Here is a 23,678-nt window from a genome sequence, read left to right on the forward strand (position 1 = left end):
TGCGATAACACGCAGGACAATGACATTAGAACTCTCGTCGCACAAAACCGAGGCCGGGGAAACCCAGTGGATAGCCCCGGCCTCGTGCAGGCACGCGATCAGTGCCCGGGCCAGCTGCGGATCGTTGTCAGCGCTGACACGGCGTAACGATCCCACACTCGCCCTCCGATCCGCACACCCGCCTCAAGGACGATGACAGACCAGACAACGGCAACGACGAACGCCACCCACTGGGGAAGGACCCCAAAGGCCGCCAGCGCCAGGAGAACGTACGAGGGCACCTGAAGGAGAGCGGTGCCCGCGAAGCCAACGAGCTGCATCAGCATCGTCATGAGGAAGGACCCCGTTCCCTTGGTGGACAGGGGCGAGGTGCCCGGCGGCTGAACCGGGTAGACCCACCGCGCATTGACGATGAGGGTCGTGGCGGCCGCTCCAGCAAAGAACACGACGCCCATCACCTGGTGGAACAGGAAGTCCTGGACGCTCGCTCCAACGGCGACATCGTGAATCAGGTATCCCAGAACCTGAGGAAGGAGGGCCGGGAGAGTACCGATCAGGCGCCCCCGACGTTCCTCGCGCCCACTCATCCCCGAGGAAATGACAATCCACGCACCCGTGGAGTCGTATTGCATGAGCGCCCCGGTGGACAGGCCCAACGTGATGGGCACCAGGTACAAGAACACTCCCGTGAACACGACCGTCTGAGCGCCAAGATCGATGCGTCCCATGAGAATCCCCATGATCGGGAAGATCACAGCGAGGACACAGTTCATGTTCAGACGCGGATCGACGATCCAGTAGCGCAGGGTACGCGCAGCGAGGGATGCGCTACGATGCCCGAGGCCAAGGCGAGTAAACCAGTCAACGCTACGAAGCCCCGCGGAACGCGATTGCGCGACGCGTTGGGTACGCTCGGCCACCTCGATGGAATCGTCGACGAGGTGGCGCCCCTCGTCGATTGCTCGCTGAGCATCGGCCGACACCTTGTTCGCGTATCCGCTCATGACCGGACCCAGGACCTTCACCCACGCGCGCCATCCCACGTAGGCGGTGATCACGCTGACGGCTGCGCGCACTAGTGCCGCCACCCACGCTCCCTCTACGAGGGAGGCGACGACGCCGAAGGGAGCACCGAAGGGAGTCCACAGCGCGACGTTGACGCCTGCCTGAAAGGCATCAACTGAAAAGTTGCGACCCAGGAGGCTCATCCAGTAGCCCATCGGAGTGACGACCACCATGAAGACGGTGACGCCAGCGAGCGTGACCAGATCCTTCTTTCCCGAGGTATTCAGCCGAACTGCGAACCATGTTCCGACGGCGCGCGCCCACAGGACCGCGATGCCGAGGGATACGACGGAGGCGAGCAGCCAGCCGATCGCCTCGAGCCACTGGGCGCGCCACAGGGCAAACCACGTCGGTAGGCCGAGTACGAGGGCAGAGATGACACCTCCTGGGCCGATCGCGGTCATAGCCGCCAGTGCTGTGGCGAGGCGTTTGCTCGGCCCAACGAAAGGTGCCAAGCGGACCGGGTCCACCGAGTTATCCATGGAGGCGAAAAGGATCGGGATCACAAGCCAGGCGGCCACGACGAGAGGGCCAGCAAAAGCAAAGAGCGGAGCCGCTTGGGCGGCGGCGTCGGAGCGGGCGAGGAACGCCAGACCCACGTAGGCGCTTGCCACCACGGACGCCACGTACAGCACGCCCAGGATCGCCAGCACCAAAATGGCGGTCTGGCGACGGATCGTATTCCAGATGATCTGGAACTTCAGGCGAATCAGTTGCCCAACCACGACAGGCCCTCCTCCGAGTGGACGCCGCCGACCAGGGAGGTGAAGCGCTCGCCCAGGTCGCCACCCTGGGCGACCTCGTCGGTGGTTCCGGCCACGAGCACGCGCCCCTTGTCGATGATGGCGACGTGCGTGCACAGCTGCTGGACGGTGGCCATCACGTGTGAGGAGAGGATGACGGTGCCGCCGCGATGCGTGTAGTCGGTGAGGATCTGGCGGATGTTGGCCGCAGACACGGGATCCACGGCCTCGAAAGGCTCATCGAGGACGAGCAGGCGCGGGGAGTGGATGAGGGCTGCGGCCAAGGCGATCTTCTTCGTCATGCCGGCCGAGTAGTCGCCGATGAGCTTCTTGCCGGCCTCGCTCAGGTCAAGGGCTGCGAGGAGTTCCTGGGCGCGCTCGCGGGCGGTGGCGGCATCGAGGCCGCGCAGCATTCCGACGTGGACGAGGAAGTCCGGGCCGGAGAGACGATCAAGCAGGCGCATGCCGTCGGGCATGACACCGAGGAGGCTTCGTGCTCGCTGAGTGTCGCCCCACACGTCAACACCATGCACGTAGGCGGTGCCTCGGTCAGGGGTGAGCAGGCCGGTGGCCATCGTCAGCGTCGTCGTCTTACCAGCACCGTTGGGGCCAACGATCCCATAGAAGGATCCGGTGGGGATATCGAGGGACAGGTCAGCGACGGCGACGAGGTTACCATAGATCTTGACGAGGCCTCGAATCGCCAGGGCGATGTCGTCTCCGGCGGGGGCGATGGGTGCCGCAGGGGCTGAGGGCTGCGAATCGGACACGAGTTTCTCCTTCACGCATTGAAATACCCCCCCTATTTTACGAGATACCGCCAATACTGCGAAGTAAATCTCAGAGAACGACCTTGTTCTGAGCCAGCTCAGCGCCTACCTGGAGCTGACGATGACGGTCAACCCCTGCTCCGTCTCGTACGTCCAGGTGGCCTTATAGGAGCCCCACTCCTCCGATCGGGTTCCGTCGATCGCACGCGTTGCATACATGCGTTCACGCACGGAGGAAGGAGCTTCCAGCTTGGCGAGAACGCACTGAAAAATCGGGGTTGTCAGGCTGTCGCCACGATCGGAAAACGCTTCGAGGGTGAGGGAGGTGCCGTCGCTGGCCAGGCGAGCATGCACACCCCCGGCATGGCACGAATCGACGGCACCGGCCAGACCCGAAACGGAGGATGAACGCGCGTAGAACAGGCCTCCCAGCACGGCGGCTACGATGAGGAGGGCGGACACGAAGCCGAGCGCGAAGATGACAATGGCACGCCCGCGATGCGTCGTACGCTCGCGACGATCCAGGCGCGACTCAATCTGGCTGGCACGACGAGCCTCGGCCTGGCGCCGAGAGGCACCTCCGACACGAGAGCTTTGAACACCCCCCTGCTCCGACGGCGACGCAGCCTCGGCAAGCGCACGACGCTGCCCGCCATCTCGATCTTCGGGCGCGCCCACAACACGCATAGTCGTGCGATGCCAGTTGCGGTGGACGGGAACGCCGGGGCGTGGATCTGTCCCGTAGGTCGCCGCCGCCTCGTCCCGATGCGCATATTCGCGAACGGGAGTGGCAGGCTGGGCGACGCGCCCAGCCTGCGGGGAAACCACGTCGCGCACGACCGCGGCCTGCTGCGCCACCGTAGCAGCTTCCTTCGACGGTCGAGATTTCCTCGACGGGCGAGGTGAACCCGGGGCCTTTCCCCGAACCACTGCGTCTTCGGCGCTCACAACCTGTTCGACGAGAGATGACTCGGGGGCGCGGGCCACCGTAGGCAGGCTCGGCTGCGTGCGCAGGCGAACAGGCGCAGCATCGGCCGGATAGTCCCGCACCACCTGTCCCGTGCCGATCCGATACGCATCAGGCGTAGCGCCCCCCATGAACCCTCCATCAGTAACAAGCGGTTTATTTCTCAACTACCATACTTGCAAGTTACTGAAAAAGCAAGGGCATTAGTCGATGCCGAGAGTCTTCCGCAATCGACCCACGTGACCCGTCGCCTTGACGTTGTACTGCGCCATAGCCACCGTACCGTCAGGGTCAACGACGACGGTCGAGCGGATGATGCCCACGTAGGTACGGCCATAGTTCTTCTTTTCACCCCACGCACCGTAGGCTTGGAGGATCTCGTGATCCGGGTCGGAGGCGAGCGGGAAAGTAAGCGACTGCTTCTCGGTAAAGCGCTCGAGGGCAGCCATCGAGTCGGCGGACACACCGATGACGGAGTATCCAGAACCGGTCAGCGAGGCCAGGGAATCACGAAAATCGCATGCCTGCTTCGTGCAGCCGGGAGTGGAGGCCTTCGGGTAGAAGTAGATGATGACACCACGCTTCGAAGAAGCGAGCAGGTCGGACAGAGACAGGGTGCCCTGAGTGGTCTCAGCGGTAAAGTCGGGGGCCTTGCAGCCAGTTTCCAAAGCATTCATGAGCGCCAGTGTATCGGCGTGACCTCGCCCGGCGCGACCGGACCGGGCGCACCTCATGCGAGCGCCCGTTCCACGCAGCCCCCAGTTACAGCCAGCGCCGAACCTCGCGGCGGTAACGCTCGTACTCCTGGCCAAATGCCCGGAGCATCGCGCGCTCCTCGATGGGGACGATGAGCCAGTTGAGAATCGAGAAACAGGCCAGCGGGCAGGCGAGCGCGGCCCAGGACCCACCCAGTAGCGCGCAGCCTAGGACGGCGAGGACATAGGCCAGGTAGAGCGGGTTACGCGACAGACGAAACGCTCCCGTGGTGAGCATCTGGGTCGGCGCATCGACCGGATTGGTCGAGGTCGCGGCGGCCCGCAGCGCACCCAGCGTCACGGCGCCAATGAGAGCCGCGCCGACGATCAGGATCCCCCCGACCAGCCTCAGTGAGAGAGGGAAAAGAATGGTCCACGGGAAAAACCACGGCAAGGCTATGGCCACGCCACTCAGTCCCAGGACGCACAGGTCGGGGACGTGGTTGTACACGGGACTGCGCTCCATTACAGCGAGTATAGCGACTCACCCCGCTTCGATGCCCTTCAGAGGCGGCCCGCGGGCACCGCCCGGCTCGCGTACGCGGAGCCTCAAGAAGCGACCGGGCACGGGCAACTGTGCGCGAGATGGGACTCGAACCCACACGTCAAAGACACTGGAACCTAAATCCAGCGCGTCTGCCAATTCCGCCACTCGCGCGCGTAGCCTAGTCTAACGGATGTACGCCAGACCGTCCGAATGCCCTCGCCCACGTCCGCGCGAGGTACATCCGGGACTCGCTCAGCGCCCGGTCGCGTCAATGGTGCCCTCGCCGAGGACTCGAGTCCCCCGGTAAACGACCATCGACTGGCCGCGAGCAACGCCTCGCGCACTTCCTTCGAGAACGACCCTGATTCTTCCGCCTTCCACGTCGCGTGCCAACGACGCCACGGAAACGGGCGTTCCGTGTGCGCGCAGCTGCACGAAAAGGTCGGTGGGGTCGGAGCCGTCGTCGTCGGAGGCAAGCCAGACGGCATCCGTGGCCGCGATGCGCGAAATCGTCAAAAGCTCGGAGGCACCCACGACAACCTGATTACTCCCGGGCCGCGTCTCGAGGACATAGCGGGGGCGGCCGTCGGGCGCGGGAGCACCAATGCCGAGGCCCTTACGCTGGCCAACCGTATAGTTCCAATAGCCCTCGTGGCGCCCCAGCACCTGTCCGTCCGGCGTGACGATGTCACCCTCGGATACTCCCAGGTGCGAGCGCAGGAAGCCCTGCGTATCTCCGTCCGGGATGAAGCAGATGTCGTAAGAATCGGGCTTGTTGGACACGCCCAGGCCCAGTCGCTCGGCCTCGGATCGCACCCACGCTTTGTTCGGGGCGTCGCCCAGCGGCAGGACCACGCGGGACAGCTCCTCGGGGCCCATGACGGCCAGCACGTAGGACTGGTCTTTCAGGTTGTCGGCACCACGGTGCAGCTCCGGTCCGGCCTCCCCGTCGACGACGGCGGCGTAGTGGCCGGTGCACACCGCGTCGAATCCGAGGGCGCGAGCGCGGGTGGCCAGCTCACGGAACTTTACGAACTCGTTGCATCGCACGCAAGGGTTGGGGGTGCGCCCAGCCTTGTACTGGGCGATGAAGTCCGTGATGACGGTCTGTTCGAACTCGCTGGCTAGGTCCCACACGTAGAACGGTATGCCGATGATCTCGGCGGCACGCGCCGCGTCCCCGGCGTCCTCGATCGAGCAGCAGCCGCGCGAGCCGATGCGGCATTCCTGAGGCTGGGAGGACAGGGCCATGTGGACACCCACGACGTCGTGCCCGGCCTCGACCGCCTTCGCGGCGGCGACGGCGGAATCCACGCCGCCAGATAGTGCTGCCAGAACTCGCATCTAGCGTTCCTCGTTTCGTTCGTTGCGCACGTGGGCGATGCCCTCCAGTGCCGCGCCGGCGCGAATCGCGGCGGGCAGCGCCGCCAGGAAGGCGTCGATGTCGTCACGGGTCGTCGCGTGGCCGAGGGACACGCGCAGGACACCGAGGGCTTGTTCCTCGCTTCGGCCCATCGCCATGACGATCTCGGAGGGGCGTGTGACCCCCGCATGACAGGCAGACCCGGCGGATACGGCGATGCCTGCCATGTCGAAGGCCATGAGGACGGCCTCGGGGCGCGCAGTGGGCAGGGACAGATGGATGATAGCGCTCGACGAGGCCGGCTCCCCCACCGTCGAACTCACGCCGTGGGGCAGGTGGGCCAGCAGATGAGCGCGCAGGGCTGCCGCGCGGGCGGCGAAGGAGTCGCGCTCGCAGACCACCTCGGTCAGGGCTGCGGCGAGCGCGCAGGCACCCGCGACGTCGGGCGTGCCCGACCGGATTGAGCGCTCGTGGCCGCCGCCGGGACGGTCGGTCGTCATGGGGATGCCGCGACGGGCGACGAGAACGCCAACACCCGCGGGCGCGCCGACCTTGTGTCCACCCACACTCATGAGATCCAGGCCGAGATCAGCGAAGGACACGTCCAGGGTCGGGATTGCTTGGGCAGCGTCGCAGTGTGCGAGGCCTCCACTGGCGTGAACGAGGGCTGCAAAGTACGCGACGGGTTGGATCGTGCCGATCTCTGAGGACACGAGGGTCATGGAGCCAAGCGCGAGTCGTCCATCCCAGGATGAGGGAGCGCCGCCGTTCATGGTCTCGGGCAGCTCCGACACCCCTGCCGCATCCACGGCAAGGACCTCCCATTCGAAGCCCTCGCGCGAGGCAACCTCACGTTGATGGGCGACCGCGTCGTGCTCGAGACCCGAGACGACGATCAGCTCGCGAGCTCCGTCGCGGCCGCGCATCCCTCGGGCGGCAGCCATGACGCCCAGGGCATCCGATTCGGTAGCACCGGAGGTGAAGATGACCTCGTGAATGTCGGCACCGAGGGCGGCTGCAACCTGCTCTCGCGCGTCGTCGAGCATGCGACGGGCCCGCCGCCCTCCGAAGTGGAGGGCGGCGGGATTACCAGGGCTTGCGGCCAGGTCACGCTGGGCGCGCGTCCACGCATCGAGGGCACATTCGCGCAGCGGCGTGGTGGCCGCGTGGTCGAGGTAGACGCTCACGCCTGGGAGCGCGCCTCCTCGATGGCGGCCAGAGCAGCAGGCACGACCTCGGTCACGTCGCCGACCACGCCGAAGTCCGCGATCTCGAAGATCGGGGCATCCGGGTCGTCGCACACGGCGACGATGTGCTGGGAGGACTGCATACCCACCGTGTGGTGGATGGCACCGGAGACGCCCAAACCGATGTACAGGTTCGGGGTGACGGTCAGTCCCGTCTGGCCGATCTGCTCAGCTCGCGGAGCCCAGCCCTCGTCACAGGCGACGCGGGTTGCGCCCACGGCACCACCCAGCGCGTTGGCAAGGGAACGAACCAGCTCGAAATCGCCGTCCACGCCGCGACCACCGCACACCACGGTGGAAGCCTCGGTGAGCCTCACGCCCTCCTCCTCGTCGGGCACGCAGGAGATCACCTCGATCGCGCAGGCCTCGGGGCTCAGCTCGACCGACAGCGCCTGCGGAGTCAGGGCAACGGGAGAGGCCACCTCTGCCTCGTCGATGACTCCGGAGGCGATGCCGACGATCGGGGTCTGCCCCTCAAGGACGATACGCATCGACCAGGAACCACCCAGTGCGGTCTTGCCGATCTGCAGGACTCCGCCCTCGAAACCGACGGAGGAGGCACCGGAGACGACCCCGGCCTCGGTGAGGGCACCAACGCGGCCTGCGATCTCACGGCCACGGTAGTCCGAGCACAGCAGCACCAGGCCGAAGTTGTCGGTCGCCAGCGCGGAAATAAGCGCGTCGGAGGCGACGACCGATGAACGCGCGGCCTGGCCCAGGTCGGCGTGCAGCAGCTGGGTCGCACCCAGCTCAGACAGCGCGGCCACATCCGGGGTGGCGGCCAGAGACAAGGCGACGACGTCGGCGGAGGTCAGCGACGCGGCCAGCGTGAGCGCCTGGCGGGCCAGGGGCGTCAGGTGATCGCCCGCTTGATCGGCCAGAACAAGGATCGGGGAACTCATCTGCTGCTGCGTCATATCACTTCACCACCGAAAGGATGTAGTCGGCCAGAGCGCGCCCGCCCTCACCGGCGTCCTGAATGATCGTGCCCGCCCCGTCGCGGGTCTTCTCCTCGCCATGGGTGACGGCGGTGAGCGCGCGGCGCATGACGAGGGCCTCGCCACCGGGAACCTCGACGAGGTCGTCGATGCCCCACTGATCCAGAGGCTTCTTGCGGGCTGCCTTCATGGCGGCGAAGGCCGGGTAACGCGGTTCGTTGATCTGATCGGTCACCGAGACGACGGCGGGCAGCGCGGCACGCACGGTCTCGGTGTAGCCGTCGACGGCACGTTCGATCGTGACGGCACCGCTGTCGACGCTCAGGGAACGCGCCAGTCCCAACAGTGGCATGTGAGCCTTGGCGGCCAGCGCGCCGGGAAGCATGGAGGTCATCGCGTCCAGCGAGGCCATGCCGGTGATCACGAGATCAACGGGGCCGCATTCTTCGCTGATCTTCGCGATCGCAACGGACAGGACGGAGGCGGTCGTGATGACGTCAGAGCCCTCAAGGAACTCGTCTGAGACGATGTAGGCACGGTCGGCACCCATCTGGAGGGCGCGCACAAGGGAATCCTCGGCGTCCTCGGGACCCATCGTCAGCGCGACAACCTCGGCCTCGCGACCCGCGTCCTCTTCGGTTTCCTTGAGCTGGACAGCGGCCTCGATGGCATTCTCATCCAGTTCGTTGAGCACATCGTCCTCACCGCGTACCAGGCGGCCGCCTTCGAAACGGCGTTCGGACTGCATGTCGGGGACATGCTTCACACACACGACAATTCTCATGACTTCTAGCGTGCCACATTCCGAGCGTCACGCCCATATATATGAGGGTTGCCTCACCGGCACGTGCCGCTCTTCATACCCTTGGCCCACCCGCCTAATCCAACCGCTTAATTGACGGTCACGTATGATGGAGGATGGCTGCATCTATCAGGCTTTGGTGCAGCCAATCGACTGTGAGAAAGAGGCACTTTTTTATGTCCGAGCTTTCCGGCTCGCCCACCGTCCCCACCGTGCGCGTCACCGAGCCTAATCCCGTTCCCACCCGTCTTGGGGTTTTCCCGTCGGGCGACGGTCTCGATGTCGCCGTGGTTGCCAGGGGCGCTTCCGGCGTGGACATGTGCGTCTTCGACGAGGTCGGGGCCGAGACCCGCTTCCCCCTGCTCGGCCCAAAGACGGGCGTCTGGCACGGTCATATTCCCGGTTATGGTGCGGGCACCCGCTACGGCTTCCGCGTGCACGGCGCGTGGGATCCTGACGGCGGCCGATTCTATAACTCACGCAAGCTTCTCCTTGACCCCTACGGCCGAGGCGTGGAGGGCTTCGTGGACATGAAGCCTGCTGTCTACGCGCACTGCGTCGACGACGATCTCTATCCCTCCGAGTATCCTCTGCGCCGCTCCCCCATCGATTCAGCGCAGTACATGCCGCGATCGGTCGTCGTCGAGCCGTCTTTCCCGATCGCCCCGCAGCCCCGCGTGCCGTGGGACACCACCGTCATCTACGAGATCCACGTCAAGGGCTTCACGAAGAACATGCCCGGCGTGCCCCCTGAGCTGCGCGGCACCTACGCGGGCTTGGCCCACCCGGCCTCCGTGTCCTACCTGAAGGACCTCGGCGTCACCGCCGTCGAGTTGCTCCCCGTGCACGCCAAGTGCGACGAGCCCTTCCTGACCGAACGAGGCCTGACGAACTACTGGGGCTACTCGACGCTCTCCTTCTTCGCCCCCGAGCCCTCCTACGCGACCGAGGCCTCGCGCGGACGCGGTGCCCAGGCGGTCGTCGACGAGTTCCGAGGCATGGTCTCACTCCTCCATCAGGCCGGCATCGAGGTCATCCTTGACGTCGTCTACAACCACACGTGCGAGGGCGGCGACGCCGGCCCCTCCCTGTCTTGGCGCGGCCTGGACTCCGACATGTACTACCGTCACACCACCTCGCGTCCGGTCCAGACGATCGACGTGACGGGCACCGGCAACACCCTGAACATGGACCATCCGAAGACCATTCAGATGGTGCTCGATTCGCTGCGCTACTGGGTGCGCGAGATGGGCGTAGACGGCTTCCGCTTCGACCTCGCGGCCACCCTGGGACGCTTTGCGACGGGATTCAGCCCGATGCACCCACTCCTCATCGCGATGGCCACGGACGACGTCCTGACGCACGCGAAGCTGATTGCCGAGCCCTGGGATGTGGGTCCGGGCGGCTGGCAGACCGGCAACTTCCCGGTCCCCTTCTCCGAGTGGAACGACCACTACCGTGGTGCCCTGCGTAACTTCTGGTTGGCGGACGTGCGCGCCCAGGCCTCGGGCCACATCGTGTCCGGTCCGAACGACCTGGCAACCCGTCTGTCCGGCTCCCAGGATGTCTTCGAGCACGGCCTGGGCCGCCTGCGTGGCCCTCGCGCCTCGATCAACTTCGTAACCGCCCACGACGGTTTCACCCTCGCGGACCTGACTGCCTACGACCGTAAGCACAACACCGCGAACCTCGAGAATAACCGCGACGGTTCCGACGATAACCGCTCGTGGAACCACGGCGTCGAAGGAACACTGGCTGTCAACGCCACGCACCCCAACGTGATGACGCCCTACGCGATCCTGTCCAACATGACGGTCGCGGAGCTGCGTGCGCGCTCTCAGCGCAACATCCTGGCGACGATGTTCGTCTCGTCGGGCACTCCGATGCTGACGGGCGGGGACGAGTTCGGCCGCACCCAGTACGGCAACAACAATGCCTACTGTCAGGACGATCCGATCTCGTGGGTCGACTGGGACCTTGCCGAGGGACAGCTCGAGCAGATCGACACGGCCTCGTGGCTGATCGCGCTGCGTAAGGCGCATCCGGTGCTGCGCCCCGACCGTTTCGCGACCGGCACGCCCTACGGCGGGGACACGATCCCCGACCTGTCCTGGTACACCGCTTCGGGCACACCGATGCCCGATTACGGCTGGACGGACGCGCGTCACCGCACGTTCCAGATGCTGCGCTCCGGCGTCACGTGGGGCGACCGCGACGCGCTCATCATCATCAACGCGAACCTCGACGGTGCCGAGGTCACCCTGCCAGCGGGCCACGAACTGGACTGGCTGATCGCATACTCGACCGCATGGCGCACCCCCGCGCAGGGCGGCGTCGGCGAGACGCACGACCCGGGCGACCTCTCCCTTGAGGTCGAACACGTCACCCCGCGCTCCACGCTCTCCATCGAAGCGCTGTCCGTGACAATCCTCCTGTCCGACGTCGCGTTCCAGCCCGAACACTGAGCGCCCCGAAGTTTCATTCATTCCCCCCACTCGTTAGGATTGACACATGACTCGCAGTGAAGATGCCCTGGAAACCGCAACCTCCGATGCCTCGCTGGCCCGTTCGAAGGCCCGCAGCGCCGAGATTGACCTGGCGATCGACCAGGACCCCTCGCGATTCCGCATCCTCACGGGCGACCGCCCGACGGGGCATCTGCACCTTGGCCACTACTTCGGCACACTGCGTAACCGCGTACTGCTGCAGAACCGCGGCGTCGAGACCTGGGTTCTGGTCGCCGACTACCAGGTGATCACCGACCGTGACGGCGTGGGTCCGATCCGTGAGCGCGTCCTCGGCCTCGTCGCCGACTACCTGGCCGCAGGCATCGACCCCGAGCGGTCTACGATCTTCAACCACTCGGGGGTTCCGGCCCTCAACCAGCTGATGCTGCCCTTCCTCTCCCTGGTCACCGAGTCGGAGCTGCACCGCAACCCGACAGTGAAGGCCGAGCTGGAGGCGACCGAAGGCCGCGCGATGACGGGCCTCATGCTGACCTACCCGGTCCACCAGGCCGCCGACATCCTCTTCTGCAAAGCGAACATCGTACCCGTGGGCCAGGACCAGCTCCCCCACCTGGAGCAGGCTCGACTGATCGCCCAGCGCTTCGACAAGCGCTACGGCCGCGCCACCCCGGAACGCCCCGTGTTCCCCCGCCCCGAGGCTCTCCTATCCGAGGTCCCGCTGCTGCTGGGCACGGACGGCCAGAAGATGTCGAAGTCCCGCGGCAACACGATCGAGCTGCGCATGAGCGCCGACCAGACCGCGAAGATCCTCAAGAAGGCAAAGACGGATGCGGAGCGCCGCATTACCTTCGACCCAGAGGGACGCCCCGAGGTCTCCAACCTCCTCATGCTGGCCTCCCTGGCCACGGGCGAGGCCCCCGAGGCGATCGCGGACCGCATCGGCGACTCTGGCGCAGGCATGCTGAAGAACCTCGTCACCGAGTCCCTCAACGAGATGCTCGCTCCCCTGCGCGAGCGCCGCGCCGAGCTCATCGCCAACGAGGATTATCTGCTGTCCATCCTGCACGCTGGCAACGAACGCGCCAACGAACAGGCGGATCAGACCCTGTCCGAGGTCCGCACCGCCATGCAGATGGTCTACTGACCCCCGAACTTGTAGAGACGCTGTTGGCATACAACCGGTTCCCCGAGCACCCCGACGACTCCGTCGGCGGATGGATGCTGACCCTGTTCCTGGTCGGCATGCCGGTGATCGGCTTCATCTATCTGCTGATTCTCGCCCTGGGCTCTGGCGGCTCGCCTTCGAAGCGTAACTTCGCGCGCGCCGTATTCATCTGGCAGATCATCGGCATCATCGCGTCCGTCGCGATATTCATCCTTTTCGGCAGCACCATCTTCGCTGGACTACAGAGTAGCGGCGGCTCCTGAGCGTATCGCTTCTTCGCGGAGGGTAGTTCCTGGACATCCAGGGGCTATCCTCCGTCATTTTGGGCGAAATACCGCTATTTTGAACAGCAGTTGAATCTTTGACAGATCATCTGAGCATCGTTCGTGGTGCCGAGACGTTGGACTCACTTTCACGTGCGCGTATCCATAGGCTAGTGTGTGTCTCGTGAGCGAGAAACTGTTGCCCCGTATCCCGATCATCGAAGTGTTCCCCGTCATCGAAGACGGCACGCTTCCCGCCAAGGCCACCGAAGGCGAACCTTTCCCCATTCGTGCGACCGTGTTCCGCGAAGGACACGACGCGTTCGCCGCCGAGGCCGTCCTGTTGCGCCCGAACGGAGGTGAATACTCCCGCACGCGCATGGTGGACATTGCCCCCGGTCTCGACAGGTACGAGGCGTGGGTGGCCGCTGACACCCCCGGCGCGTGGAGCTTCCGCGTGGACTCCTGGTCGGACCCCTACGCCACGTGGCGCCACGACGCGACCGTGAAGGTCGGTGCCGGCGTCGACGTCGAGCTCATGCTCGAGGAGGGTGCCCTACTCATGGAGCGCGCGGCGGAAGGTACCGCCTACGGCAGCCCCTCCCAGGATCGCCCCCCGGCCTCGGACATCGAGGTCCTGAACGACGCGGCACGTCGCCTGCGCGACACCAGCCACTCCGCCCAGCAGCGCCTCTCCGCGGGTATCTCCTCTCGCGTGCGCCTCATCTTCCGCGACCACCCGCTGCGCGACCTGCTGGACTCCTCGCGCGTCTACCCGCTTGACGTGGCCCGCACAAAGGCCCTGGCGGGCGCGTGGTACGAGATCTTCCCACGCTCAGCGGGTGCCTTCCAACGCCCCGACGGCACGTGGGTGTCCGGCACGCTCGCCGGTGCCGCCGAGGATCTGCCACGCATCGCCGGCATGGGCTTCGACGTCGTCTACCTAACCCCGATCCACCCGATCGGCACGACGCATCGCAAGGGCAAGAACAACTCCCTGGAAGCCGCCCCCGGCGATCCGGGTTCACCCTACGGCATCGGTGCCCCCGAGGGTGGCCACGACGCCATCCACCCTGAGCTGGGCGACTTCGCCGACTTCGACCGTTTCGTCAAGCGCGCTCGTGGCCTCGGCCTGGAGGTCGCACTCGACCTGGCTCTCCAATGCTCCCCCGACCACCCGTGGGTCGCCGAGCACCCCGAGTGGTTCACGACCCGCGCCGACGGCACGATCGCCTACGCGGAGAACCCACCCAAGAAGTACCAGGACATCTACCCCCTGAACTTCGATAACGACCCGGAGGGCATCTACCAGGCCGTACGCGACGTCATCGAGCTGTGGATCAACCACGGCGTGACGATCTTCCGCGTCGACAACCCGCATACCAAGCCCATCCCCTTCTGGGAGCGCCTGCTCGCCGACATCAAGGCGCAGTACCCGGGCACGCTCTTCCTCGCCGAAGCCTTCACACGCCCCGCCATGATGCGCACCCTCGGCGCGGTCGGCTTCGACCAGTCCTACACCTACTTCGCGTGGAGGACCCACAAGCAGGAAATCGAGGAGTACCTCAAGCAGGTGTCGGAAGAGACCGCGCACCTCATGCGCCCGTCCTTCTGGCCCACGACGCACGACATCCTCACCCCGCAGATGTGGGACGGCGGCACCGCGATCTTCGCGATCCGAGCGATGCTCGCCGCGCTGGGCGCGCCCACCTGGGGCATCTACTCGGGCTACGAGTTCGTCGAGAACAAGCCGCGCGGCACCTACCAGGAACCCAACGACAACGAGAAGTACGAGTTCCGCCCGCGCCGTTGGGAGGACGCGGACGAGATCGGTATCTCTCGCCTGTTCACACTGCTCAACGCCGCTCGCGCCAAGCACCCGGCGCTGCGCCAACTCCACCAGATCCGCATTCACCCCACCTCCTCGGATCGCCTGATCGCGTTTTCACGCCAGGTGCCCGGCAAGTTCACGGCGGACGGCAAGCCCGACACCGTGATCTGCGTGATCTCGCTGGATCCGCACCAGGGCGTGGACGGCTCCGTCGAGCTCGATTTGGAGGCGATGGGCCTGTCCACCCCGGGCGGTCACATTACTGTCGTCGACGAGCTGGACGGACGCTCCTACGTGTGGGGCGCATCCAACTGGGTGTCCCTATCCCCCGTGACGCGACTCGGCCACGTCTTCAAGGTCGAGCCCGCCCACACGTCCCCCTGGGCGCAGGCCTAACAAGGCTCGTGTGCCCGGCGCACCCCATGGCCTCGTCGGGCACACGACGCCCCTATCAAACCCCCATCAAAATGAGACCCGGCTCCCTATGTTGCCGGTCAGACGGTAGACTACGAACACCAGTGAACTGAGTGGTTCACACACCTTAGGAGTAAGGAAAATCCATGAGCCGCGAACTTACGCCGATCCCGGTCAATGACGACATCCTCGACGCCGTTGCCTCAGGCTCCTACTACTCGCCGCATTCCGTTCTTGGCGCTCACCTGAGCGATGCCGGCGTCACTATTCGTGTCGCCGCGCACCTTGCCGACGCGGTCGACATCATCACGCCCACCGGTGCCTACGCCGCCAGCCACGAGCGCGGCGGCATCTGGGTGGCAGCCCTACCCGGCAAGGAGATCCCTACCTATCGCGTGTCAGTCACGTACGGCGAGGACACGAACGTTCGCGACGATGCGTACCGCTACCTGCCGACCCTGGGTGAGATGGATACCTACCTGATCTCCGAGGGCCGCCACGAGGACCTGTGGAAGGTCCTGGGCGCTCACGTGAAGACCTACTCCGACGAGCTGGGCGAGACCACCGGCACCTCCTTCGCCGTGTGGGCACCCAACGCCCGCGCCGTGCGCGTCGTCGGCGAGTTCAACTACTGGGATGGCACGGCGACCTCCATGCGTTCGCTGGGTTCGTCCGGCGTGTGGGAGATCTTCGTTCCCGAGGTCGGCGTGGGTGCCCGCTACAAGTTTGAGATCCAGGGCCCCGGCGGTAACTGGTTCCAGAAGGCCGACCCGCTGGCTCGCGCCACCGAGATTCCCCCGGCCACGGCCTCGGTCGTCACCGACTACTTCCACGAGTGGACCGACGCCGAGTGGATGGCCGCGCGCCGTGAGCGCAACGTCCACGAGGGCCCCATGTCCATCTACGAGGTCCACGCCGGTTCGTGGCGTCAGGGCCTGGGCTACCGTGAGCTGGCCGACGAGCTGGTCCCCTACGTCAAGCAGATGGGCTTCACGCACGTGGAGTTCATGCCGCTGGCCGAGCACCCCTTCGGCGGCTCGTGGGGCTATCAGGTGACCTCCTACTACGCGCCTTCCTCGCGCTACGGCACCCCGGACGACTTCCGCTACCTGGTGGACGCCTTCCACCGCGAGGGCATCGGTGTCATCCTGGACTGGGTGCCCGCCCACTTCCCGAAGGATGACTTCGCGCTGGCCCGCTTCGACGGCACCCCGCTGTACGAGGATCCGGATCCGCTGCGCGGCGAGCACCCCGACTGGGGCACCTACGTCTTCAACTTCGGCCGCCGCGAGGTGCGTAACTTCCTGGTCGCCAACGCCCTGTATTGGCTCGAGGACTTCCACATCGACGGCCTGCGTGTCGATGCCGTGGCCTCGATGCTGTACCTGGACTACTCGCGCAAGGACGGCCAGTGGCGTCCCAACCAGTACGGTGGCCGCGAGAACCTGGAGGCCATCGAGTTCATCCAGGAAGCCAACGCGACCGCGTACCGCCGCCACCCCGGCATCATCATGATCGCCGAGGAGTCCACGGCGTGGCCGGGCGTGACCGCCCCGACGTCGGGCGGTGGCCTGGGCTACGGCATGAAGTGGAACATGGGCTGGATGAACGACACCCTGCGCTACCTGAGCGAGGACCCGGTCAACCGCCGCTGGCATCACGGCGAGCTCACCTTCTCCCTCGTGTACGCCTTCTCCGAGAACTACGTGCTGCCGCTGTCGCACGACGAGGTCGTGCACGGCAAGGGGTCACTGATTTCGAAGATGCCCGGCGACAAGTGGCAGCGCCTGGCAGGCCTGCGTTCCCTGTACGCCTACCAGTGGAGCCACCCGGGCAAGCAGCTCATTTTCATGGGACAGGAGATCGGCCAGGAGCAGGAGTGGAACGAGTCCTACTCCCTCGACTGGTGGCTCCTGGATCAGGAGGGCCACGCGGGTGTCGCGGCTCTGGTGGAGCGTCTCAACAGGATCTACGCGTCCTCCCCGGCCATGTGGGACGACGACTACACGGGCTTTGAGTGGATCGACGCCTCCGACGGCGACCACAACCTGATCTCCTACCTGCGTAAGGGTTCGGACAATAAGGGCAACCGCGAGGTCGTCGTGTGCATCTCCAACTTCGCCGGCAACCCACACGAGGGCTACCGCGTGGGCCTGCCTTTCGGCGGCGAGTGGGTCGAAATCCTGAACACCGACTCCGAAGAGTTCGGCGGCTCAGGCGTGGTCAACGTCGGCACCATCATCGCCGAAGACACTCCCTGGAACGGCCGTCCGGTCTCCGCCTCACTGCGCATACCCCCGCTGGGTGCCGTGTGGCTGGCACCCGCCTCCCAGGCACGCTAAACACATAGACCAATACGACGAGGCCGGGGCAGGACCACCTGCTCCGGCCTCACCCGTCCCCCATTCACGTCGCGTAGGTGCCGCGGCGCACGGCAGCATGAGCGTGGGCGGAGTTTAGAAGCCCGCCCGCCCACGATCGATCTGGCCCTGTAGCTTGATGAGTTCGCGGCGGGCATCCGGGTCGGTCTCACGGTTGATCCTTTTCGTCAGTTCGTTGTGCGTGGAGCGCCACCCGTACCACGCGACGACTATAACGAAGACGGCAGCGATAATGAACCACTTCACCGGTCTCATCCCCTCGAGCCATAGCCCAGCCAAGCCAGGCACTGCGCAATCTGATAATCCTCATGCGGACGATTCCACATGTTGTGGCATGTCCACTGATTGGGGTACGAGTCGACACAGTATCCACTCTCCGAGTAGTACGCACAGTTATTCAGCACGTCGAGAGGCGAAGCCACGCTTGCCGAAGCACTTGCGGGCGCGAACACCATCACGCCAATGACAAACACGCTAACAAAGGGCTGCATTGCTATCCCCATTCCAGCCCTCCCTTCTTCGAACGTCATCGTCATTGATACTGTAAAGAGACTTTCTAGAAACTGTCAAGAAGGCATCATGAAGAAATCTGTCTAGTCACCACGCGAATGTCGCGGCTCTGGTGGAGCGTCTCAACAGGATCTACGCGTCCTCCCCGGCCATGTGGGACGACGACTACACGGGCTTTGAGTGGATCGACGCCTCCGACGGCGACCACAACCTGATCTCCTACCTACGCAAGGGCTCGGACAATAAGGGCAACCGCGAGGTCGTCGTGTGGCTGGCACCCGCCTCCCAGGCACGCTAAACGCATCGATCAATACGACGAGGCCGGAGCAGGACCACCCACTCCGGCCTCACCCGTCCCCCAATCAGGCCGCGTAGGTGCCGCGGCGCGCAGCCGGGCTCGACGACGCTCTCACATGAGAAGCATCGCCAGGCGCGTGCGAGCCTTGGAGACCTCGGGAGACGAGCCTGCCACGCGGAAGAGGTCCAGGAGACGCAGGCGCAGCGCCTCGCGCTCCTTCGCGTCCGTAGAGGCGGCGAGCAGATCGAGAAGCACCTCGTAAGCTCCGGCGGCGTCGCCTGCGGCGAAGAGCGCGTCGGCTCGGGCCGCAGGGTCATCCGTGTTCTGTTCACCGTAGGCGCGCGCTGCGAAACGCACGCGGGACAGGTGGGACTTCGCTTCCTCGTCGCGGGGATTCAACTCGATGACATGCTCCCACAGGGCGATCGCCTCGTCGAGGTTACCGTTCTCCTCTGCGGCAAGCGGGGCCTCGTGCTCGGGCGGGGTCGGGGCGACCGTGTCTTCGGCGGCCACGGCGATACGCGCGGTGACGCCCATCTGCGCTGCGGCCTCGAGAATCTGCGAGACGATGGGAAGCACCTGCTCCTTTGCAGCAGCCCCCTGGAACAGCGGAACCGGACGCCCTCCCACGAGGGCAACGACCGTGGGCACTGCCTGGATCTGGAATGCCTGGGCGATCGCCGGGGCCTGGTCAATATCGACCTCGACCAGCTGGAATGCTCCCGCCTGCTCACGGGCGATCTCCTCAAGCATCGCCAGGGTCGGCTTGGACTCGAGCGATCGCGCAGACCACATGACCAGGACGACCGGCACGGCCTGCGAGGTGGACATGACGTCCTGGAAGTTCTCCTCGTCCGTGGTGGTGATCAGCGGGATGTGCAGGCCCTCCCCCGCGGCTGCGGGCGCGTCGGAGCCCGCGGCGGCAGGCGCACTCGCGCGAGCCGACAGATCGACGGCTCCATGCGAGTCGACGGGAGTCGGGACTGCCTCGGATGCGGAGCGAGGGTCAGGCGTGTTCATGGTGTCCTCTTCGTGACGACAGTGTTGCTAGGAACGATGATATGCGTCGTCCCCGCGACGTAGAGCCGCGGGGACGAGCTGTGCGCTGTGGGTGAAAATCAGCCCGGACTCGTCGAGGGGTCGAGGGCCACGGACACGATCGTGTATTCACCGCCGACAACCTGAGGTGTTCCGCCCGCGGTCTTTGAGGGGAGCCGCATGAGAACGGTAGCGATATACTCCGCGGTGGCGGTGCCTTCCACCGTCGTGCCGCCCGGGCTCATGGTCGCGGTCTTACCACCCAGGTTCATGGTCGCGCCCGCGACCGTGCGCTGGTAGGTCAGCGTGTACTTGAAGTTAGCGGCCACGAGAGCCGAGCCGTCCTGCAACACCAGGCCCGATATCGGGTGATCCGTCGCGGTCGCCGCGGCGGTCACGCTGCCCGCGGCACTGACCGACGAGTTCAGGTCACTCACGGCAGACAGATAAGTCTTCGTGAACTCGTCGGCGAGGAACTGCGACGTGTCCTGGGTACCCGAGTTCAGCATCGTGATGTACTGCGCGAGAGCAGTCTCAGGAGCAACGACAAAGCCATCGGAAGTGCCGGTGACATAGGCCGAGCCGGTGCCCACGGGGGGCAAGGTCAGCTGCGTGCCGCCTAGCAGGCGAGCGAAGTTCGTCAGCTGATAATCCGAACGAGCAGAGTCCTGGACGAACACCTGCACGACGGGCAGTGCCGTCGTAGAGGATGCGGAGATATTGAAGATCGCGCGCGGCCACGAATCAGAGTTCGTGATGGCCAGGGATGCCGGGGTGAAGTCCAACGCCTGGGGAGCCTGTCCCGAGGCCGTGGCCAGCGCGTACTGCGCAGTGCGATAGTCCAGCGCACCCTGGGCCACACGCCCCGACAGGTCGGAAGCGTTGAGCGACGCATCGGCCGTCGTCATCGCTTGTCCGGTTGCATCCAGGACCGAGGAGATACGTTCCAAGTCCAGGTTCGCGGCGCTCTGCGCCTCCTCGCCCGACTGTGCAACGATCTCGTTGGAGCACGCGCTCAGTCCCAGCGTCGAAGCCATGAGCAGCGCGGCGGTCGCCACCGCGACGGTCTTTCTCTTCATCACTTACCTTCCTCACGGTCCTTGAGCCAGCCGGACATGATCGATGTCCAGCCACCGGTCTTCGATGCGTCGTCGTCGGGTGCCGAGGTCGGGGCGGCCGGCTCTGCGGCGCGAGGACGGGTGATCGGGATCAGGCCCGTGTTAAACTCCTGGCCATCGACCACGACAGTCTGCTCGCCGTTGTTACGGGCTTCTCGCAGGGCGCGGCGCGAGGGCAGCGTGCGTCCTCCCCGGATACCAGACAGGTCGATGACACCGGTGTCGGTCGTGGCGCGCTCCGGCGGATCCTGATCGATCGGCCCGTTGTCGAGGCCGTGGCGTCCGCGGCGCTCGGCGGTGTGCGCGAGTGGGTCGGGAGAGTCTTCGTCCTGAGCAGCTTCGTTGGTCGCCGCATCGTCGGAGCTCTTTGCGTCGTCGGCGGCACCATCGTTTGCGGTCTCGGCGGGTGTCTCGATTACTTCGTCTTCGACGGGAGACCCCTCGGCCGCATCCTCCTCGGAGGACGCATTCTCGCTGGACTCATCGGCTGCAGGCGCGTAGGCCGCGGCACCCCACTGAGTCTTCTCCTCGTTGGGTTCTGCGCCACCAGCCTCAGCAGGAGACTCATTCGACGCATCGACCTCATCCACGGCCTGAGGCTCCTTAACGGGAGCGGGCGCAGCGGCCGAATCGCGGGCGGCAGCGACGCGCTCGGCGACGGCCGCGGAGTTGATCGAGGAAGTCTCGAGGGCGTCAGCCTTGCGACGTTCCTCTATACGCGCCGCACGAATCTTGCGCAGGCGCAGGAGCTGCCAACGTGTGAGGAACAGTGCGAGGGCAATCAGCGCAAAAACGCACGCGGCCAGGAACGCGATGATGGCGAGGGTGTTGGTCTGCTCGACCTTCCAGGTCAGGGTCAGCGTGAGGTCATTGGGACCGGCCGCAGATACAGCCAGAGCGGAACGACCGGAGGGCACGTTCTCCAGGTCCAGGCTTACGGTACCCTCACCACTAGCCTGACTGAACCACATGTCGGAGGAGGCCAGCTGCGTCACCAGGTCAGCAGAGGTCGGATCCGCAAGGGGCTGGGCGCCAGACTGGACCCCGGACTGAGCACCCGACTGGGCGGGCTTGGAGGGAGCAGCAGGAGCGGTCTTACCGGTCGATACCGCATCGTGGGATTCGGCCTTCAGCTTCGTGCGATCCGACTCGACGCCAATGACCTCCGTGTAGGCGGCGTCGCCAATCCAGCCCTTCACGTCCTGCGTCGTACCGATGCTCAGGGTCACGGGCGCGCCAGACTTCGACGTCGCGGTGACAGTCACGTCATCCTTCACGATTGACAGCACGTTACCGCGCGTCATAATCAGATCCGTCGCAGAATCGACGGACGACGCTTGATGCGTCGGCGGCCGCAGGACGGTCACGCCGAGTAGCCCGACGAGCACGCATACAAGAGCGACAACGCCCATTGACGATGCCGCTATGTATCGCTTAAAGAGTTCCACGGTTGCTCCTCACATCCAATGCCCACACTGCGGGCATTCTTCAGTCCCCACTTTACGTGCCAACTGCGGGCACGGCAGAATCCGCGGCCCGGGCAGTGATGCATCACATCCGCACATCACAGCGGACGCAGACCACGACGCCAGCACTCCGAGTGCCAGTGCCGACGCCCCTCAACTCCCTGAGGCAAACCAAAAGGCGCTTCTTCAGGCCACGCGACGACGTGCGCTGCACCCACGGGGATCGGACGCAGGCAGGCCGGGCAGGTGTATTGCTTCGCAGCGCTGGGCAGACGACGCACCTGATAGTCCAGGCCGTCCGGTCCCCGCTCCGTGCGCGGCACGGAGGCGAGGCGGTCCATCTGCAGTCGACGCGCCTCGCCCCACGGTCGTTTCTTGCTTCGTTTGCCTCTCACGCAACCACAGTGCCACGACGCCACACGCGGCGCACGGCGAGGTCAGCGTCGACCTCGACAATATCGGCCTTCTTTCCAGCCGCGAGCGAACCGATCGAATCGTCGCCCAGGATCGTGGCACCCTGAACGGACGCCATGTACACGGCATCCACAAGCGGGATGCCGCCGCGAGTGACGGCCACGCGCACGCAGTCCATCAGGTGTGCGGTGCCACCCGCAATGGCGTTTCCCTGCGCCAGCCGTGCCACGCCGTCCTTCACGATGACGTCCTGGGGGCCGAGCGTGTACTCACCATCAGCCATGCCTGCGGCCGCCATCGCATCGGTGATGAGCACGACGTGCTCGCGTCCCACGAGCTCGTACACGTCGCGAACCAGGGAGGGATCGACGTGGATCGAGTCGCAGATCAGCTCGGCGACAGCTCCTCCGCGTGCGGCATCCGAGAGGAACTCGGCGATCGGGCCGGTGTCGCGGTGATGCAGCGGACGCATGCCGTTAAACAGGTGGGTGATCGTCGCACGCGGGCCACGCTTGGTTTCGACCTGCGAGAAGCGCTCGCGCGAATAGGCCAGCGCCTCGCGGGCCTTCACGGAGTTGGAATCCGTGTGGCCCCAGGACGGGATCGCTCCCCCGTCGATGAGGGCCTCGGCCACCGATCCGGGGCCGTAGGCGTTCGGCTTCTCGGGGGCAAGCGTCATCGACAGCGCAAACCCCTGGCAGTCCGCAATGAGGGTGCGCGTCAGGTCCGCGTCGGGATCGACGATGTACGTCGGATCCTGGGCGCCGCAGCGCTCGTGAGACACGAAGGGCCCCTCGAAGTGGATGCCGGCGAGTTCGCCGGCTCGAGCCAGCTGGGCCAGGGTCTTTGCGCGCGCACGCAGCACCTCGGCGGAGGCGGTCACGCAGGACGCGACGAGAGACGTCGTGCCGTGACGGCGATGCTCGAGGACAGCAACAAGGGCTTCCTCAGCGGTCTCGGCGTTGGGGAAGGACTCTCCGCCGCCGCCGTGGCAGTGCACATCGACGAGGCCGGGCAGGTAGGTCGCATCGCTGGCCTCGGGCGTCTCGCCCTCGTACTCGGAAACGGGACACACACGGGTAATAGTGGTGCCGTCGAACTCGATGATGCCGTCCTCAACGACGGAATCTTCCCGGACCAGACGGCCACGCAACACAGAAGTAGTCATGCATTAA

21 protein-coding genes and 1 tRNA gene are annotated in these 23,678 nt (G+C 65.5%); 6 read left to right on the top strand and 16 right to left on the bottom strand.

From position 1 onward, the window contains the following. Positions 1-98 precede the first annotated feature (98 nt). From RDV55_RS00620 to RDV55_RS00665, 10 genes are all read right to left on the bottom strand, one after another. Positions 99-1,790, bottom strand: a complete 1,692-nt coding sequence (locus RDV55_RS00620) for a hypothetical protein (RefSeq protein ID WP_111823010.1) — start codon at positions 1,788-1,790, stop codon at positions 99-101. Continuing rightward, positions 1,775-2,578 (bottom strand): ABC transporter ATP-binding protein, encoded by an 804-nt coding sequence (locus tag RDV55_RS00625; protein WP_111823009.1) that lies wholly within the window; start codon positions 2,576-2,578, stop codon positions 1,775-1,777. Before RDV55_RS00625 ends, RDV55_RS00620 begins: the two co-directional genes overlap by 16 nt. Positions 2,579-2,683: 105 nt before the next feature. Next, positions 2,684-3,676 (bottom strand): hypothetical protein, encoded by a 993-nt coding sequence (locus RDV55_RS00630; protein WP_165835825.1) that lies wholly within the window; start codon positions 3,674-3,676, stop codon positions 2,684-2,686. Between the two features lie 72 nt (positions 3,677-3,748). Beyond that, positions 3,749-4,222 carry a peroxiredoxin gene (locus RDV55_RS00635; RefSeq protein WP_111823139.1) on the bottom strand — a complete coding sequence of 158 codons (474 nt, stop codon included), beginning with the start codon at positions 4,220-4,222 and terminating at the stop codon, positions 3,749-3,751. A gap of 85 nt (positions 4,223-4,307) precedes the next feature. Next, the gene (locus tag RDV55_RS00640) at positions 4,308-4,766 is read right to left on the bottom strand and encodes a methyltransferase family protein (RefSeq protein ID WP_245907624.1); all 459 of its coding nucleotides are present in this window, start codon (positions 4,764-4,766) and stop codon (positions 4,308-4,310) included. A gap of 111 nt (positions 4,767-4,877) precedes the next feature. Next, positions 4,878-4,958 (bottom strand) — tRNA-Leu (locus tag RDV55_RS00645). Positions 4,959-5,039: 81 nt separating this feature from the next. Continuing rightward, positions 5,040-6,131 (bottom strand): tRNA 2-thiouridine(34) synthase MnmA, encoded by a 1,092-nt coding sequence (gene mnmA, locus RDV55_RS00650; protein WP_111823007.1) that lies wholly within the window; start codon positions 6,129-6,131, stop codon positions 5,040-5,042. Then, positions 6,132-7,337, bottom strand: a complete 1,206-nt coding sequence (locus tag RDV55_RS00655) for a cysteine desulfurase family protein (protein WP_111823006.1) — start codon at positions 7,335-7,337, stop codon at positions 6,132-6,134. Then, the gene (locus RDV55_RS00660; RefSeq protein WP_111823005.1) at positions 7,334-8,314 is read right to left on the bottom strand and encodes an electron transfer flavoprotein subunit alpha/FixB family protein; all 981 of its coding nucleotides are present in this window, start codon (positions 8,312-8,314) and stop codon (positions 7,334-7,336) included. Before RDV55_RS00660 ends, RDV55_RS00655 begins: the two co-directional genes overlap by 4 nt. 1 nt (position 8,315) lies before the next feature. Then, complete coding sequence (locus RDV55_RS00665; protein WP_111823004.1) at positions 8,316-9,119, bottom strand: electron transfer flavoprotein subunit beta/FixA family protein; 804 nt, start codon at positions 9,117-9,119, stop codon at positions 8,316-8,318. Positions 9,120-9,313: 194 nt separating this feature from the next. Here RDV55_RS00665 and glgX point away from each other — a divergent pair, with 194 nt between their 5' ends. The 5 genes from glgX to glgB all read left to right on the top strand — a co-directional run bounded on the left by glgX (position 9,314) and on the right by glgB (position 17,620). Beyond that, complete coding sequence (gene glgX, locus RDV55_RS00670; RefSeq protein ID WP_111823003.1) at positions 9,314-11,602, top strand: glycogen debranching protein GlgX; 2,289 nt, start codon at positions 9,314-9,316, stop codon at positions 11,600-11,602. Between the two features lie 46 nt (positions 11,603-11,648). After that, on the top strand, positions 11,649-12,749 hold the full coding sequence (gene trpS / locus RDV55_RS00675; RefSeq protein ID WP_111823002.1) for a tryptophan--tRNA ligase: 1,101 nt from the start codon (positions 11,649-11,651) through the stop codon (positions 12,747-12,749). Between the two features lie 23 nt (positions 12,750-12,772). Next, positions 12,773-13,033, top strand: coding sequence for a hypothetical protein (locus RDV55_RS00680; protein WP_111823001.1), 261 nt, complete (start codon positions 12,773-12,775; stop codon positions 13,031-13,033). Between the two features lie 184 nt (positions 13,034-13,217). Continuing rightward, positions 13,218-15,260 carry a maltotransferase domain-containing protein gene (locus RDV55_RS00685; protein WP_111823000.1) on the top strand — a complete coding sequence of 681 codons (2,043 nt, stop codon included), beginning with the start codon at positions 13,218-13,220 and terminating at the stop codon, positions 15,258-15,260. Between the two features lie 164 nt (positions 15,261-15,424). Beyond that, the gene (gene glgB / locus RDV55_RS00690) at positions 15,425-17,620 is read left to right on the top strand and encodes a 1,4-alpha-glucan branching protein GlgB (RefSeq protein WP_111822999.1); all 2,196 of its coding nucleotides are present in this window, start codon (positions 15,425-15,427) and stop codon (positions 17,618-17,620) included. Between the two features lie 114 nt (positions 17,621-17,734). Here the strand turns inward: glgB and RDV55_RS00695 are convergent, their stop codons facing one another. Further along, the gene (locus tag RDV55_RS00695; RefSeq protein ID WP_111823138.1) at positions 17,735-17,914 is read right to left on the bottom strand and encodes a cation transporter; all 180 of its coding nucleotides are present in this window, start codon (positions 17,912-17,914) and stop codon (positions 17,735-17,737) included. Positions 17,915-18,281: 367 nt separating this feature from the next. Between RDV55_RS00695 and RDV55_RS00700 the strand changes: the two genes are divergently transcribed. Next, a complete protein-coding gene (locus tag RDV55_RS00700) occupies positions 18,282-18,467 on the top strand; it encodes a hypothetical protein (RefSeq protein ID WP_111822998.1) in 186 nt (61 codons plus the stop codon). Positions 18,468-18,578: 111 nt separating this feature from the next. On the opposite strand, the gene RDV55_RS00705 is transcribed toward RDV55_RS00700, so the two are convergent. From RDV55_RS00705 to RDV55_RS00725, 5 genes are all read right to left on the bottom strand, one after another. Then, on the bottom strand, positions 18,579-19,487 hold the full coding sequence (locus RDV55_RS00705; protein WP_111822997.1) for a tetratricopeptide repeat protein: 909 nt from the start codon (positions 19,485-19,487) through the stop codon (positions 18,579-18,581). A gap of 98 nt (positions 19,488-19,585) precedes the next feature. Further along, complete coding sequence (locus tag RDV55_RS00710; protein WP_111822996.1) at positions 19,586-20,584, bottom strand: hypothetical protein; 999 nt, start codon at positions 20,582-20,584, stop codon at positions 19,586-19,588. Next, positions 20,584-22,035: a hypothetical protein gene (locus RDV55_RS00715; protein ID WP_111822995.1), complete on the bottom strand. Its 1,452-nt coding sequence runs from the start codon at positions 22,033-22,035 to the stop codon at positions 20,584-20,586. The genes RDV55_RS00710 and RDV55_RS00715 overlap by 1 nt, the downstream gene beginning before the upstream one ends. 152 nt (positions 22,036-22,187) lie before the next feature. Then, the gene (locus RDV55_RS00720; protein ID WP_111822994.1) at positions 22,188-22,430 is read right to left on the bottom strand and encodes an Rv1322 family protein; all 243 of its coding nucleotides are present in this window, start codon (positions 22,428-22,430) and stop codon (positions 22,188-22,190) included. Positions 22,431-22,480: 50 nt separating this feature from the next. Then, on the bottom strand, positions 22,481-23,671 hold the full coding sequence (locus tag RDV55_RS00725; RefSeq protein WP_111822993.1) for an N-acetylglucosamine-6-phosphate deacetylase: 1,191 nt from the start codon (positions 23,669-23,671) through the stop codon (positions 22,481-22,483). Positions 23,672-23,678: the final 7 nt, after the last annotated feature.

The sequence above is a fragment of the Schaalia odontolytica genome, assembly GCF_031191545.1.
Lineage (GTDB): Bacteria > Actinomycetota > Actinomycetes > Actinomycetales > Actinomycetaceae > Pauljensenia > Pauljensenia odontolytica.